General features: G+C 35.8%; 14 protein-coding genes, 1 tRNA gene and 1 pseudogene. 3 read left to right on the top strand and 13 right to left on the bottom strand.

Annotation, left to right across the window (positions count from 1 at the left end):
* The 11 genes and pseudogenes from LE180_RS04225 to LE180_RS04175 form a co-directional block, all read right to left on the bottom strand.
* A pseudogene (locus LE180_RS04225) lies at positions 1–796 on the bottom strand (hypothetical protein); the annotation flags it as partial.
* 260 nt (positions 797–1056) lie between these two features.
* Complete coding sequence (locus LE180_RS04220; RefSeq protein WP_374134220.1) at positions 1057–1554, bottom strand: YajQ family cyclic di-GMP-binding protein; 498 nt, start codon at positions 1552–1554, stop codon at positions 1057–1059.
* A 48-nt stretch (positions 1555–1602) separates the two neighbouring features.
* Positions 1603–1683 (bottom strand): hypothetical protein, encoded by an 81-nt coding sequence (locus tag LE180_RS04215; protein ID WP_374134222.1) that lies wholly within the window; start codon positions 1681–1683, stop codon positions 1603–1605.
* On the bottom strand, positions 1683–1976 hold the full coding sequence (locus tag LE180_RS04210; protein ID WP_374134219.1) for an S-adenosylmethionine:tRNA ribosyltransferase-isomerase: 294 nt from the start codon (positions 1974–1976) through the stop codon (positions 1683–1685). The genes LE180_RS04215 and LE180_RS04210 overlap by 1 nt, the downstream gene beginning before the upstream one ends.
* A 354-nt stretch (positions 1977–2330) precedes the next feature.
* Positions 2331–3404, bottom strand: a complete 1074-nt coding sequence (queA, locus tag LE180_RS04205) for a tRNA preQ1(34) S-adenosylmethionine ribosyltransferase-isomerase QueA (RefSeq protein WP_374134218.1) — start codon at positions 3402–3404, stop codon at positions 2331–2333.
* Positions 3405–4523 (bottom strand): SpoIID/LytB domain-containing protein, encoded by a 1119-nt coding sequence (locus LE180_RS04200; RefSeq protein WP_374134217.1) that lies wholly within the window; start codon positions 4521–4523, stop codon positions 3405–3407. It abuts the gene before it with no gap.
* Positions 4520–5059, bottom strand: coding sequence for an epoxyqueuosine reductase QueH (locus LE180_RS04195; protein WP_374134216.1), 540 nt, complete (start codon positions 5057–5059; stop codon positions 4520–4522). Before LE180_RS04195 ends, LE180_RS04200 begins: the two co-directional genes overlap by 4 nt.
* Positions 5060–5067: 8 nt before the next feature.
* Positions 5068–6081 carry a Holliday junction branch migration DNA helicase RuvB gene (gene ruvB, locus LE180_RS04190; RefSeq protein WP_374134221.1) on the bottom strand — a complete coding sequence of 338 codons (1014 nt, stop codon included), beginning with the start codon at positions 6079–6081 and terminating at the stop codon, positions 5068–5070.
* Positions 6082–6089: 8 nt separating this feature from the next.
* Complete coding sequence (gene ruvA / locus LE180_RS04185) at positions 6090–6704, bottom strand: Holliday junction branch migration protein RuvA (RefSeq protein WP_374134215.1); 615 nt, start codon at positions 6702–6704, stop codon at positions 6090–6092.
* Positions 6705–6719: 15 nt separating this feature from the next.
* Complete coding sequence (gene ruvC, locus LE180_RS04180) at positions 6720–7208, bottom strand: crossover junction endodeoxyribonuclease RuvC (protein ID WP_374134214.1); 489 nt, start codon at positions 7206–7208, stop codon at positions 6720–6722.
* A gap of 15 nt (positions 7209–7223) precedes the next feature.
* A complete protein-coding gene (locus LE180_RS04175) occupies positions 7224–7979 on the bottom strand; it encodes a YebC/PmpR family DNA-binding transcriptional regulator (RefSeq protein ID WP_374134213.1) in 756 nt (251 codons plus the stop codon).
* A gap of 347 nt (positions 7980–8326) precedes the next feature.
* Here LE180_RS04175 and LE180_RS04170 point away from each other — a divergent pair.
* Positions 8327–8399: transfer RNA gene (locus LE180_RS04170), tRNA-Gln, on the top strand.
* A 52-nt stretch (positions 8400–8451) separates the two neighbouring features.
* On the opposite strand, the gene LE180_RS04165 is transcribed toward LE180_RS04170, so the two are convergent.
* Entirely contained in the window at positions 8452–9456 is a 1005-nt protein-coding gene (locus LE180_RS04165) for an NUDIX domain-containing protein (RefSeq protein WP_374134212.1), read from the bottom strand.
* Positions 9457–9517: 61 nt separating this feature from the next.
* Positions 9518–11428: an NAD(+) synthase gene (gene nadE, locus LE180_RS04160; RefSeq protein WP_374134211.1), complete on the bottom strand. Its 1911-nt coding sequence runs from the start codon at positions 11426–11428 to the stop codon at positions 9518–9520.
* A 141-nt stretch (positions 11429–11569) separates the two neighbouring features.
* Between nadE and LE180_RS04155 the strand changes: the two genes are divergently transcribed.
* Both LE180_RS04155 and LE180_RS04150 read left to right on the top strand, forming a co-directional pair.
* Positions 11570–11725: a hypothetical protein gene (locus LE180_RS04155; RefSeq protein WP_374134210.1), complete on the top strand. Its 156-nt coding sequence runs from the start codon at positions 11570–11572 to the stop codon at positions 11723–11725.
* Between the two features lie 410 nt (positions 11726–12135).
* Positions 12136–12604 (top strand): hypothetical protein (locus LE180_RS04150; protein WP_374134209.1); only part of this gene is annotated, 469 nt, incomplete at its 3' end.

Raw genomic sequence — 12604 nt, 5'->3', positions numbered from 1 at the left:
TCAGTTTTTCAGTTATAAACGGCTTCCCAAACATAAGAGTCAGCTTGTCAGACACAACCGCGTCCGACAAGCTGTCGTTTGACGTCCAATAAACACTATGCGCAATATTTCCGAGATCTTTTACAAGAGATTCGAGGAAAGCTATCTTGCCGGCGGCGCTTGTAACTACGTTTATAAGGAACTGATTGTTATTTTGGGCTTTACGTAAAACCAAATGCCTAAAAACCCCTTCATGCGTTTTATTATTATAAGCATGGAGATTATTTTCATTTGCAAAATCTTTTACAATTTCTGTAGCTTGTAAAAAATCTTTGTCAGCAATAAAACACGGAGGAACCGAAACGTACCTATCAAAACTTCCTTTATGGTGAAGACCTAAGTCTGCGCTGTTTTCATTATCAAAAAAACTAAATTCCATTTTATTTCTGTAATACCAAATTTGCGGACTAACCAACATTTTTGAAACTCCTATTCCTGTAAAATTTAAAAGTTCAGATACAAATTCCCGTTTATAGTTAACCTGATTTTCATAAGAAGTATTTTGAAAAGAGCATCCGCCACAAAAACCAAACGACGAACACAACGGAAGCGCTCTTTCATTTGACTTTGAAGTAATATTTTTTAGCAAACCCTCTCTAAAAGTTTTTTTATCCTTTATTACAAGAACATCTGCCGATTCTCCGGGCAAAAGTCCATCTGTAAACAAAGCTACTCCATCTCGACATCTGCAAAGCGACCGACCGGGAAAAACAATTTTTTCAGAAATAACACTAATGATTTTATTTTTTAAGGACATAAATTTACATCTTTTTCCAAAAATTGGATTTCCTTTTTATTGGATTTCCTTTTTGCAGTATCTAAAGTGGCTGAAAGTTGTTGAAATTCCGCAGTTTTCACAGTAAGCTTTTCATAAAGTTTGGCATTATTTATAGACTGGGCAATTTGCGCGACAAATACTAAAACATCTCTTAAATCTGCTTGAATAAACGACGATGTTCTCCTTGTTCGTCGTCAACTATCAATATTCTATCTCTACTGACAGGTATTTCAAATCACCTATCTGTAATTTGTAAACTGCAATGGTAATGAAAAAGACACTTCTTTTAAATAAGCTATCACTTGTTGTAAATCATCTTTTTTGGGCGAAATCACTTTCACTTTCGTGCCATCTATCTGCGTTTGTACTTTTATCTTTGAATCTCTAATGATCTTTGAAAGTTCCTTTGCTTTATCCGTCGGCAACCCTGAAATAATTTCAGCTGTTTGTCTGATATATCCTTCAAAAGCATTTTCTTGAGCTTTATAATTTAAAGATTTTATAGAAACGCTTCTCTTTGCAAAACGACCCTCCAAAATATCTTTCAAAGCCTTCATTTTAAAATCGTCGTCCGCTACAAGTGTTATTTTCTTATCGTTTTTATTCAATTCTATGGACGATTTACTGCCTTTAAAATCAAACCTGTTTGCAAGCTCTTTTTGCGCTTGATTAACAGCATTATCCACTTCCATCATGTCCACTTCGGAAACAATATCAAAAGAAAACTTATCAGCCATAATCCCTCCACATTACAATGTTATAATATCGCACGACAGTTCACTATACTATATATTTTCACCACATACTCCGACGGCTTCCTTATATGCTCTAAGCATAAGTTTTCTTGAAGAAAACGCGCTTGCCATCATGAGAGGCGTTGATTTTGGTAAGTGCAAATTTGTGATAGCTGACAAGGATCAAGAAATAACAGTTCTACTTTTCCCCCGCTGATTTTTTTGCCAAAAAGTCTCGACGGTACTACTTTTATGGTATTAATTATAAGACAGTCGCCAGAATTAAAATATTCAATAATATCGGAAAACCTTCTATGATAAAACTTTTCAGACGCTCTGTTGATAACGAAAAGTTTGGAATCTTGCCTATTTTCAACCGGCTTCTGAGCAATAAGACCTTCCGGGATTTCCTTTTCAAATTTCATGTCTAAAGACCACGAGCATGGTATCTAAAAAATAAGAAACTGTCAAACCTTATACCAACTTTCAAAATGCGCAATATGTGTTTGAGATTTTTCAGCAACTCTAAAATCAGACAAAGATTACGGACAAAAATCAACCAAAAACGGGTACTTTTCATATATAAAATCAACCAAAACGCCTTAAAAAAATGACATTGCTTTGTTTTGAGTGAAAGTACTAACAATAGCATAAGAGATAACTTGGCGCGACTTAACAAAAAAACTAAAAGATACACAAAGAGTATAGAGATGTTAAAGAAATGGAAGACATAGTCCGTTGGAGTATTTGGTAGCAAAGATGATTAAGACTTGTCATTATTACAAAATAAGCATCGAATCGCCGTATGAAAAAAACCTGTATTTTTTTTGTACGGCTTCCTTATATGCTCTAAGCATAAGTTTCCTTGAAGAAAACGCGCTTGTCATCATGAGAGGCGTTGATTTCGGTAAGTGTAAATTTGTGATAAGTGTATTTATGATTTTAAATTTATATCCCGGATATATAAAAATTGATGTTTCGCCTGAACATCCTTGCATGTATGTTTTATCGTTTTCTAAAAATCCAACTTTCTTTGCAATGGTTTCAATTGCTCTTACGGAAGTAGTGCCGACGGCAATAATTTTTTTATTGGTTTTTATAGCAGAGTTTATAATTTCGGCATTTGTTTTATCTAATGTAAATTTTTCAGGAAGCATATTGTGATTATTTAATTCCATTGCAGTTATAGGTCTAAAAGTTCCCCATCCTACGTGTAATGTTAAAGTTGCAATATTTATGCCTTTTTCTTTTAGACATGTTAAAATGTCGTCAGTGAAATGAAGCCCCGCTGTAGGGGCTGCTATAGCGCCAAAATTTTTGGCATAGATTGTTTGGTATCTTTGTTTGTCGAAGTCTGATAATTCTTGAGCAAGATTGCCCTTTCTGTTGATGTAAGGCGGAAGCGGCATGATGCCGTAATCCTGCAAAAATTCCAAAACTCCCGATTTGTTAAATTTAACTAAAGTTTCTCCAAGTTCTGTTTTTGACAATATTTCGCATTCGTACCCGTCATCAAAATATATTTTTTTACCTATGGCAATAAACGGTTTTAATAAAACTTTATATTCTTCACTTTGCTGACAAGGATCAAGAAATAACAGTTCTACTTTTCCCCCGCTGATTTTTTTGCCAAAAAGTCTCGACGGCACTACTTTTGTGGTATTAATTATAAGACAGTCGCCAGAATTAAAATATTCAATAATATCGGAAAACCTTCTATGATAAAACTTTTCAGACGCTCTGTCGATAACGAAAAGTTTGGAATCTTGCCTATTTTCAACCGGCTTTTGAGCAATAAGACTTTCCGGGATTTCATAATTATAGTTTAATAAAATATTGTCATGATTTGTCATTTATTTATAAATTACTGTTTCTATTTTTGTTCCGGGATAGAAATACTCTAAAATTTTTTTATATGTTTTGCCTTTTTCAGCCATACCTTTAGCGCCCCATTGGCATAAACCCACTTTATGTCCCCAGCCTTTGCCTTTAAAATAAATTTTATCGCCGTTTGTTTTGATAGAATTGAAAACATGGCTTTTTATTTTATGCGCGTCAACCGCAAGACGGAATTTATAGGCATTTAATATAGTTTTGCCTTTGGAATGTATTATTTCAAGTTCTTTTGCCGCTCCTGATGAAGTTTTTCCTTTAACTTTTATCTTCTTTATTTTGCCGATGTCATTATTTGCAAGTTTTTTACTTATTAAATTTGCATCTATCTCTTGCTCCCATTTTATATGTGGAGCTTTGTGACAATAACTGCATTTTATGCCCTTTAAATAAGGAGCTTCCCATTTCCATAAGTATTTCGGATTGTCCGTGCGACCTCCGCAAGCGGCGTGAAAAAGTGTTTGAGCAAATTTACCGTCGTATGTTAAGACTTCTCCTTGAGTTTCCTGAACGGCTTGATTTGTTGTAGGTACTTCATCTCGCAGTCCTCCGTAAACCTGACAATGCGTTGTAGCGCACATATTAAATCCCTGTCGCTTATGTCTGCATAAATTACTAAGCGTATAAGTTCTACTTATAACAGCTTGCGTTTTTAAAGCTTCTATGACCCAAGTAGATACCATCTCTTTCGGCAACACCCCTTTGACATAGTCTTCTACAGTTAAAACATTAATGATGCTTATTTTCTGATCTGATTTAATCAATTTTAAATAACCTGCATATGGTTTGGAGTTAGCAAAAATTATGCCGTTTGAAGGTTTTATTGTTACAGGTAAAACTAGATTGTGTGCGCCTATACGAACGCCTTTTGAAGAACATGCAACAGTAGTGATGCCCTTTGTAAGCTTTAATTGTTTTTTAGCGGAATCTGAAACAATGAAGTCTTTTGAACTTCCTGTCGTAAAAGAAGAGGCATCAAGTATTATGCCCACGGCTATATTTTTTTGAACTTTGTCTATGCTATGCGCATTTGCGCATAACGATAATGCTAATAATGCGCATGCAAATATTTTTTTCATTTGTTGTCAAATCTCTCTCTATAAGATTTATTGCATGCGCAGTATTTTTGTATGTAATATCCTTTTTGTCTTAATAAATTTTTTCCTTCATAAAAACCAAATCTAAAATCACAATATAAAAAATTTATTTTGTATTTATCAGCCAAATCATTGGCTATTTGCTTTATTAAATCATGTTTTTGATATAGACTCGAGAGAAGCGAAGTTGTGAAAAAATCAAAATTGTTTTGCTTGGCAAATATTGCAGTTTTTTCAAGTCTAAAAGTATAGCAAATATGGCACTGCTCTAAACTTTTATTTTTCCAGTTCTCGTAATTGTAAAGAAAATCTTCTTCCTCGCGAAACGATATATTTAATTCTTTTGCGTACCTTATCGCAGAATCTTTTCTGTCTTTGTATTCTTGTTCATTGTAAATATTGGGATTGTACCAATAAAAAGAAATCCCGTATTCAACGCTTAGCATTTTTACAGCGGATGCAGAACATGGAGCGCAACAAACATGAAGTAATACTTTCTTTTTAGAAATTTCATTCATATTTATGCCTAGAGCAACTCCTTTTGGAAGTTTTTTGGAGGGTCAATGCCGATATGATTATAGCCTGTTTCTGTTACAACTCTGCCCCTTGACGTTCTTGCAATAAATCCGGATTGAATAAGATATGGCTCGTAAACATCAGTTATGGTGTCTGACTCTTCCGATATAGCGACAGCTATAGTATCAACACCCACCGGACCGCCACCAAATTTTTTAATTAAAACTGTAAGAATAAGCCTGTCCATTTTATCAAGACCTGCGCTATCAACTTCTAAAGCCCCAAGCGCTTCTTCGGCGATGAGGCGCGTAATTTTACCGCCTTTTATTTCGGCAAAATCTCTAATTCTCTTTAAAAGTCTATTAACAATTCTTGGCGTGCCTCTTGAGCGTTTTGCAATTTCTTCGCTTGCGTCTTCATCGATTGCGATATTCATTATTGCCGCGGAACGATTTACTATGCGTATAAGCTCCTTTATTTCGTAAAAATCTAAATGTTCTATAATACCAAATCTGTCTCTCAGAGGACTTGATAAAAGCCCTGCTCTCGTTGTGGCGCCTATTAACGTAAAACGATGAACAGGAAGTTTAATTGTTTTGGCTGAAGGTCCCTGCCCTATTATAATATCGAGTTCAAAATCTTCCATAACGGGATATAAAGACTCTTCCACAAGATGATTCATCCTATGAATTTCATCTATAAAAAACACATCTCTTTCCGAAAGATTTGTAAGAATGGCCGCCAAATCCCCTACTCTTTCCAAAACAGGACCTGATGTCATTCTTAAATTGCTACCCATTTCTTTCGCAATTATGTGAGAAAGTGTTGTTTTTCCAAGTCCCGGAGGAGCATAGAATAAGCAGTGATCTAAAGCTTCGCTCCTATTTTTTGCGGCTTCTATAAAAACTTTAAGGTTTTTTTTGAGCTTGTCCTGACCTATAAAAGTGTCAAGACTTTGCGGTCTTAAAGAGTTTTCTACTTTGTCTTCTTCGTCAATCCTAGCGGCTTCGACAATTCTTTCCAATTCGTCCATTATAAATCCTGTAGAGATTTTTTTATCAAATCTTCTAGCGCAATATTTTCATTATGTTCGTAAGTTTTTGTTACGGCGACCCTTGCCTGCTGTTCTTTATACCCTAATGCGACAAGACCTTCTATTGCGTCAGAAAATATTGAATTCTCATTAATTTTTATGCCTGACCACTTCTCTTGCCCTATGGTATTTACCGCAACAATTTTATCTTTTAAAGCGGCAATAAGTTTGTCGGCAGTCTTTTTTGTAAAACCGAAAATACCATTTAACATAGACGGATTTTTAGTGATTACAGCTGTTTTAAAGTCTGCAAAAGATTTAGAAATTTTATCAACATACTCCATAGCTTTTTTAGCGCCCGTGCCTGGCACTTCATCTTTTATAAGGAGGTACATTTCTCTTTCTTCTTTAGAAAGAAAGCCATACAAATATACGACCCCGCCATATATACCTGCAACGGCTTCCGCAACATATACTTTTATTGCGCTTCCTATTTCTGGGAGTTTGGAGAATGAAGACATTGTAATTGCTATCGAGTAACCTATGCCGTTTACGTCAACAGTCACACTGTTTGTTGATTTTGAATTCAGCGTTCCACATAAATAATCTATCATAAACAACGTCCTTCCTTATCTTTTTGAAGCCCATTTTACGGTATTAACATGGCATATCGCTATTGCAAGAGCGTCTGCAGCATCGTCAGGTTTTGGTATTTCTTTAAGTTTTAGAAAAGTTTTTACCATGTGTTGTATTTGATGTTTATCCGCCGAACCGTATCCTGTAAGAGCCATCTTAACAGTTCTAGGATTATACTCAAACAATAGAAGTTTGTTCATTGAAACAGTTAAAACTATTGCGCCTCTTGATTGTCCTACGGATGCGACGCTGCTTGCTGCTTTTAGAAAAAATATTTCCTCTATAGCAACAGCTTCGGGCTTATATTTATTTATGATAGTCTGAATCTCTGTATGTACGTACTGTAACCGTTCTATCAGCGGAACAGGCGGACTTGTTTTGATACAACCATACTGTACCGGATTAATTTTATCTCTAGAAAAAGCATCAACAATTCCCCACCCCGTAAGAGAAAGACCCGGATCAATTCCAAGCACTCTCATTTTTTTATAGGATGCTTACACATCCAATTTCTCCATATCTTCACCGGAAATATCAAAATTTGCGTAAACATTTTTAACGTCGTCATGTTCTTCTAATTCATTCATAAGTTTTAACATACAGCTTGCATCATCGCCTGTAAGCGCAATTTGAGTTTGCGGAATCATCGATATTTCGGCAGATGCAACTTCTATGTTTTTTTCTTTTAAAGTATTTTTCACTTTATCTAAATCTGCAAGAGACGTAATAATTTCATACACATCGCTATCCGTTTCGCTCTTAAAGTCCTCTACTCCTGCTTCTAACGCTATATTCATCACAGTTTCTTCAACCGCTGTTGATTTATTGACCGTTATATATCCTTTCCTATCAAACATCCATCCTACGCAACCTGTTTCGCCGAGGTTGCCCCTATGACTTGAGAATATTTTTCTTATATCCGACGCTGTTCTATTTTTGTTGTCAGTTGTAATTTCAACAATCAAAGCTACGCCGGCAGGTCCGTATCCTTCATAAACCATTTCTTCATAAACCGCGCCAGGGATTTCTCCATTGCCTCTCTGTACAGCTTTTTTTATATTATCCTGCGGCATATTTGCTTCTTTAGCGGCTTCTATAGCTTTTCTCAGGCGAGCATTATGTTCAATTTGCGCTCCGCCTTCTTTAGCGGCAACTACTATTTCTCTTATAATCTTTGTAAAGACTTTGCCTTTTTTTGCATCAGTTGCAGCTTTTTTGTGTTTAATACCTGCCCATCTATTATGACCTGACATGTTTTTAATTCCTTAACGCTCAATTGCGATTTTCATATTTTGGTAAATCAAATTCAATCCAAGACAAATTTTATGCTTTTAACGCAAAACGAGCGAAGGATATATATTTTATCGTTTATCGTTGCGATCATCCTCTCCCTCCTCGCTTCTTTTTTCCCCTTTCTCTAGCCGAGAGTTATTATATCATGACATACAGAAAAACGCAAGGTAATGTAATAGCTCACAACATAATACAAACCTAGTAACATTTTCTATTCCCGCCACTTCCGCTGTTCAAAAAACCTTAATGCAAATTTTGCCAAAAAACTAACTTTTTGGTATAATTTGCCATAGATTAAAAAATGAATTGCCCGATGGTGTAATTGGTAACACGTCTGCCTCTGGAGCAGGAGTCTCCTGGTTCGAGTCCAGGTCGGGCAGTTTTTCATCCACAAGATAAAGCTAATCCGACCTTGAAGTGTTGAGGTCATCGCTAGAACATTAACACATTTTTGATAATCTGATAATGATCGCCGAAAAATTTATCTTGCAACTCGTCTAAATTTTTGATGGACATCCATCTAACATCGCTAGCGCTGTCAGAAAGTTTAACGTTTGGAAACTTGCTTAATTCTAGATTAAACAAATGAACATGCGCAATACTTCTTCCCATTTGATCTCTAAACGGATCATCAAATACTTTTACAAAAGACAAACTCTTTTTAAGAGCGTTATTATCAACGTCAATTCTAGTTTTCCCCCTCAATTCTCTTATAGCGCAATCCGTTATAAATTCTGTTTGCTCTAAAAAACCGCCGGGCATTGCATAAAGATTTTTTCCGGGATTATTGCCTCTTCGTATTAAAAGAATATTTTCTTTACAGATTACAATTGCGTCCGTAGTCACAAAGACAGGCGTAAAAAGCGTGGACTTCCACATATCCTTATATTTTTTGATATAATGGTACTCTTCTTTTAAAGTGGAATAAATAACATCATTATTTACAATCCAATTAGTTAGCCATTTACCAATTTCATCGGTCACATGCGAAACATAATTGTTTTCAAACAATCTTTCTCTTACCTGCGTTGCAGATAAACCGCTGTATAATTTAGGCATTTCAACAAATTTCCATTTTGGAAAATAATCCAAATAGTAACTAGTATCATCTTTTTTATATCCTATCACACCAATACTATCGTCTGAATTTGTATTTTGTTTTACTATTTTTTCAACTTCGGCCAACCACCATGAGAAGTCATAGTTACTATCTGGTATTGGCGCAATAATCAGTCTTTTATGGTCAATTTCTTTAGTAGAACGCAACATTTCAATTCTTTCCAGAGATGTCCAAGGATTGCAAACGCTTCTTGCTTTTTTTGCAGAGCCTACTATTACTATGACTTTTTTAGCTAAACTTTGCGCTTTTTTTATTATTTCCAAATGGGCAAGCGTAGGTGGTTGAAACCTCCCTATGTGAACTATAACATCTGCCATTTTTATACCTCTAAACAATTACCCTTCTGAGATATTTTAAATAACCATAAATCCTCTCGCATCAATCGCTTTGCAATATCTCCATTTTTAACTTTTGACAATTGTCGCTAAACTCATACTTATACTGCGATTCTCTATAGTCTCCTCCAAACGCCGATTTCGACAATACCAGTACAGGAGGAGCTTGAATACGTTTGAACACATTGGCATATAATTTATTAAAAAACCACTCGATATGCTCAATAAACTTAACGGCGTCTCCCATGCCGTATTTATCAAACACATCATTTTCTTTAACATGACTATTTTTTCTATCAAGATATGTTTTAAGTATTTTTTCCGGCATCTGTTTTTTGTATTCCATGAATTGTTCCAAGAGCCAATCATCAAAACCCCATATCATAGGGTCGAATTGGTTTTCTTTTAATTCTGCAGAAGGCGGTATCTGGCTAGAATTAAACTTATAGTTCTCGTCAGGTATTAGCTCTTGAGGTATTATTTGTCCGTAAGAAGAATTTATATAACGCGACATTTCCCATATTTCTACTTTCGTTAAGTCCCCTAGAGGACACCATGCGCCCGCTAAATCGCCATAAAGAGTTCCGTACCCTAGGGCAAGTTCTACTTTATTTGTATTATTAATCAATACGGCATTATTTTCTGAAGTCTGCGCCATTAAAATTACAGTCCTAATTCTTGCTTGGAGATTTTCTTCCGTTATAGATTTGAGATTGGAACCCTGAGTTTGAGTTAAAGCTTTATTAAACTCTTTTAAGATATTGTTGATTGTAATAAATTTTAACCGGATGCCAATCTTAGCGCACAATTCTAAAGCTGTCTGTTTTGTTTTGTCTGAATTATACAATGTTGGAAGATTATAAGCTAGAATTTTATCTTTTCCTAACGCCAAAGAACATAGAACCATATTCAATGCCGAGTCTATACCACCGGATAATCCAAATACATATTTAGGACTGCCCAGCGTTTCATCCATAGATTTATAGGCTTCTTGTATCGCTAAAAACTTCTGCTCTATCTGAGAAAGATTTTTACGAGTATTCCTTCGAAACGAAAAATCTTCGGCGATACACGCATGATAAGAGTCGTCATTTATTACAATCAATCCTTCCTGATAAGGAGGTATTTCAAAAGATTCAAAATTCTCAAATTGTATTCCTCTGTCAAATGATCCTTGGTTGGAATTATAAATGAAAGATGTCCACTGCCTTTTTACCGAATTAGAATAAACTCTGCTATCGCCATCAAATGTAACTATGGATTTGCCATTATTTTGTGCGCCTACACAGTTTACGTAATAGAACGGCACGAATTTGTCGCCTGTTAAATTTTCCAATTCTTTTATTCTATTGTCTCTTGCTATTGATTTTCCTACAGAAAACGGGGATGCCGAGATATTTATAATAAACTCTGCCCCCTGTTTAATCAGCTCTTGCGTAGGATTATTTTTATAATCATTACACCACAAATCTTCGCAAATTTCCAAACCTATTTTCGTTCCGTCAGAAAGTGTTACCACTTCGCAAGTACTTAATGATTCAGATTCCTGAATTCCCGAAGAAAAATATCTTTTATCGTCAAACATCCTATAATTAGGAAGCAAACTTTTTCTTCTTACAATAAGATTTCCGTCCTGCGCTACATAAACAGCATTATATTTTCTTATTCTACCGTCTTCGTTTTTTCCGTTTCCAATATTAATATTGCCGTAAACAATAATGATGCCGGTTTCTTTTGCCAAATAATTTATTTTATTGTTGTACGATAAAAGCTCATTTACAAATTCATCTTCAGTCCATCTGTCACCCATTAAATAACCTGATATGCACATTTCAGGAAAAGCTATCAAATCCGCGCCTAAGTTCTTAGCCTTCTTTGTAAGCAACGCTAAATTTTGATAATTAGCTTGGAGGTTTCCTTGTTTAACGCGCATTTGCGCTAGCGCTATTTTCATATACATGCTGTCCCATTTTTACTGACATTATTATTATAACATCAGTTTAACAATTTAATTCTATTTTGTCATTTCTTTTCCGAATTACACACGACACCACAACGCCTGCCATCGCCAACGTCGATAATAGAAGAGAGAGCAGTGTGGGCAGTGGAAGCGGCGAAGATGGCGAAGGTGGCGGCGGAAGCGGCGGAGACGGTGATGGTGGTGTGGGATACTGGGTGGGATGAGGGGGTGGATGCTTTGGGCGAAGCTGAAGGCGAAGGGGGTGGTGGATGCGTTTGTTGTGGTGGCTGAGTAGGCGGCGAAGAAGGCGATGGCTGGGAAGGGGGAGGCGCTGAAGGTGACGACGGCAGAGACGTTGATGTTGGCGGAGGCGCTTGCGAGAGATATCTGCTGGTTACTTACACGTAGTTGAGGAGATTTTTGATTATAATCTTTGATGATTTTAGGTTAGATTGTTAAAAACTTTGATATAATTACAATAATTGTAGTTTGATTTGTCAAAAACTCTTTAATTTGGTATAGTTGACTTTCCAAGACTCGATTTGGTATAACTGATTTTCTTATAAATGCAAAACAAAAAAAGTGGCGTTAAAATAAAAGAGGGAAAGTTTCATTTGTGAAGCAATATATAGTTCACATTCCCCTAATATCTAAATCTGAATCTGTCAAAACCGATAGATAAAAACAAAAGAGGAAATAATATGATGACATTACAATTTAAAAAATGTGTAAGCTTGTTTGTTTGTCTTTCTCTGCTCTTTTCTGCATGCGGTAAGCCTAGCAAAAAAGCTAGTGGCAAAGCTGGCGAGCTCGCTAGAAATGAAGTAAAGTTGGCTTATGACCTATGTGGAATTAATGGTGAGGATATTGTGAAGGCAAGAAAGCCTATTAAATCTATAGGTGAAATGGATTGTGTAACAAAGGACGGCAATACAACGTGTACAAAAAAAGATGACGCTGAGTTTAAGTGTGAATTAAAAAAAGTTGAGCTGTGCAACGACGAAAAAGAAGATTGTAAACCTTTCGAATTTGACAAGACCAAGGTACCGTGCGATAAATCAAGCGATGAACCAGAAGGCGCATGTCTTCCTAAGATCCTAAGAGAAAAGCCGGTGCCTTGGTCTTGTCAAATTCGAAAGGTTTACAATCTTCTTTTTCGTCGTTGCACAG

This window comes from Candidatus Endomicrobiellum pyrsonymphae, assembly GCF_020328025.1.
Taxonomy (GTDB): Bacteria; Elusimicrobiota; Endomicrobiia; order Endomicrobiales; family Endomicrobiaceae; genus Endomicrobiellum; species Endomicrobiellum pyrsonymphae.
The sequence above is the reverse complement of the archived record's forward strand: the minus strand, read 5'-3'. Positions and strand labels throughout refer to the sequence as shown.

What these genes read in the sequence shown, in the direction of transcription:
- LE180_RS04165 (WP_374134212.1), bottom strand. Translation starts at nt 9,456, where the DNA reads ATGGCAGATGTTATAGTTCACATAGGGAGGTTTCAACCACCTACGCTT.
- LE180_RS04200 (WP_374134217.1), bottom strand. Translation starts at nt 4,523, where the DNA reads ATGAAAAAAATATTTGCATGCGCATTATTAGCATTATCGTTATGCGCA.
- LE180_RS04215 (WP_374134222.1), bottom strand. Translation starts at nt 1,683, where the DNA reads ATGGCAAGCGCGTTTTCTTCAAGAAAACTTATGCTTAGAGCATATAAG.
- nadE (WP_374134211.1), bottom strand. Translation starts at nt 11,428, where the DNA reads ATGAAAATAGCGCTAGCGCAAATGCGCGTTAAACAAGGAAACCTCCAA.
- queA (WP_374134218.1), bottom strand. Translation starts at nt 3,404, where the DNA reads ATGACAAATCATGACAATATTTTATTAAACTATAATTATGAAATCCCG.
- LE180_RS04195 (WP_374134216.1), bottom strand. Translation starts at nt 5,059, where the DNA reads ATGAATGAAATTTCTAAAAAGAAAGTATTACTTCATGTTTGTTGCGCT.
- ruvC (WP_374134214.1), bottom strand. Translation starts at nt 7,208, where the DNA reads ATGAGAGTGCTTGGAATTGATCCGGGTCTTTCTCTTACGGGGTGGGGA.
- LE180_RS04220 (WP_374134220.1), bottom strand. Translation starts at nt 1,554, where the DNA reads ATGGCTGATAAGTTTTCTTTTGATATTGTTTCCGAAGTGGACATGATG.
- LE180_RS04175 (WP_374134213.1), bottom strand. Translation starts at nt 7,979, where the DNA reads ATGTCAGGTCATAATAGATGGGCAGGTATTAAACACAAAAAAGCTGCA.
- LE180_RS04210 (WP_374134219.1), bottom strand. Translation starts at nt 1,976, where the DNA reads ATGAAATTTGAAAAGGAAATCCCGGAAGGTCTTATTGCTCAGAAGCCG.
- ruvA (WP_374134215.1), bottom strand. Translation starts at nt 6,704, where the DNA reads ATGATAGATTATTTATGTGGAACGCTGAATTCAAAATCAACAAACAGT.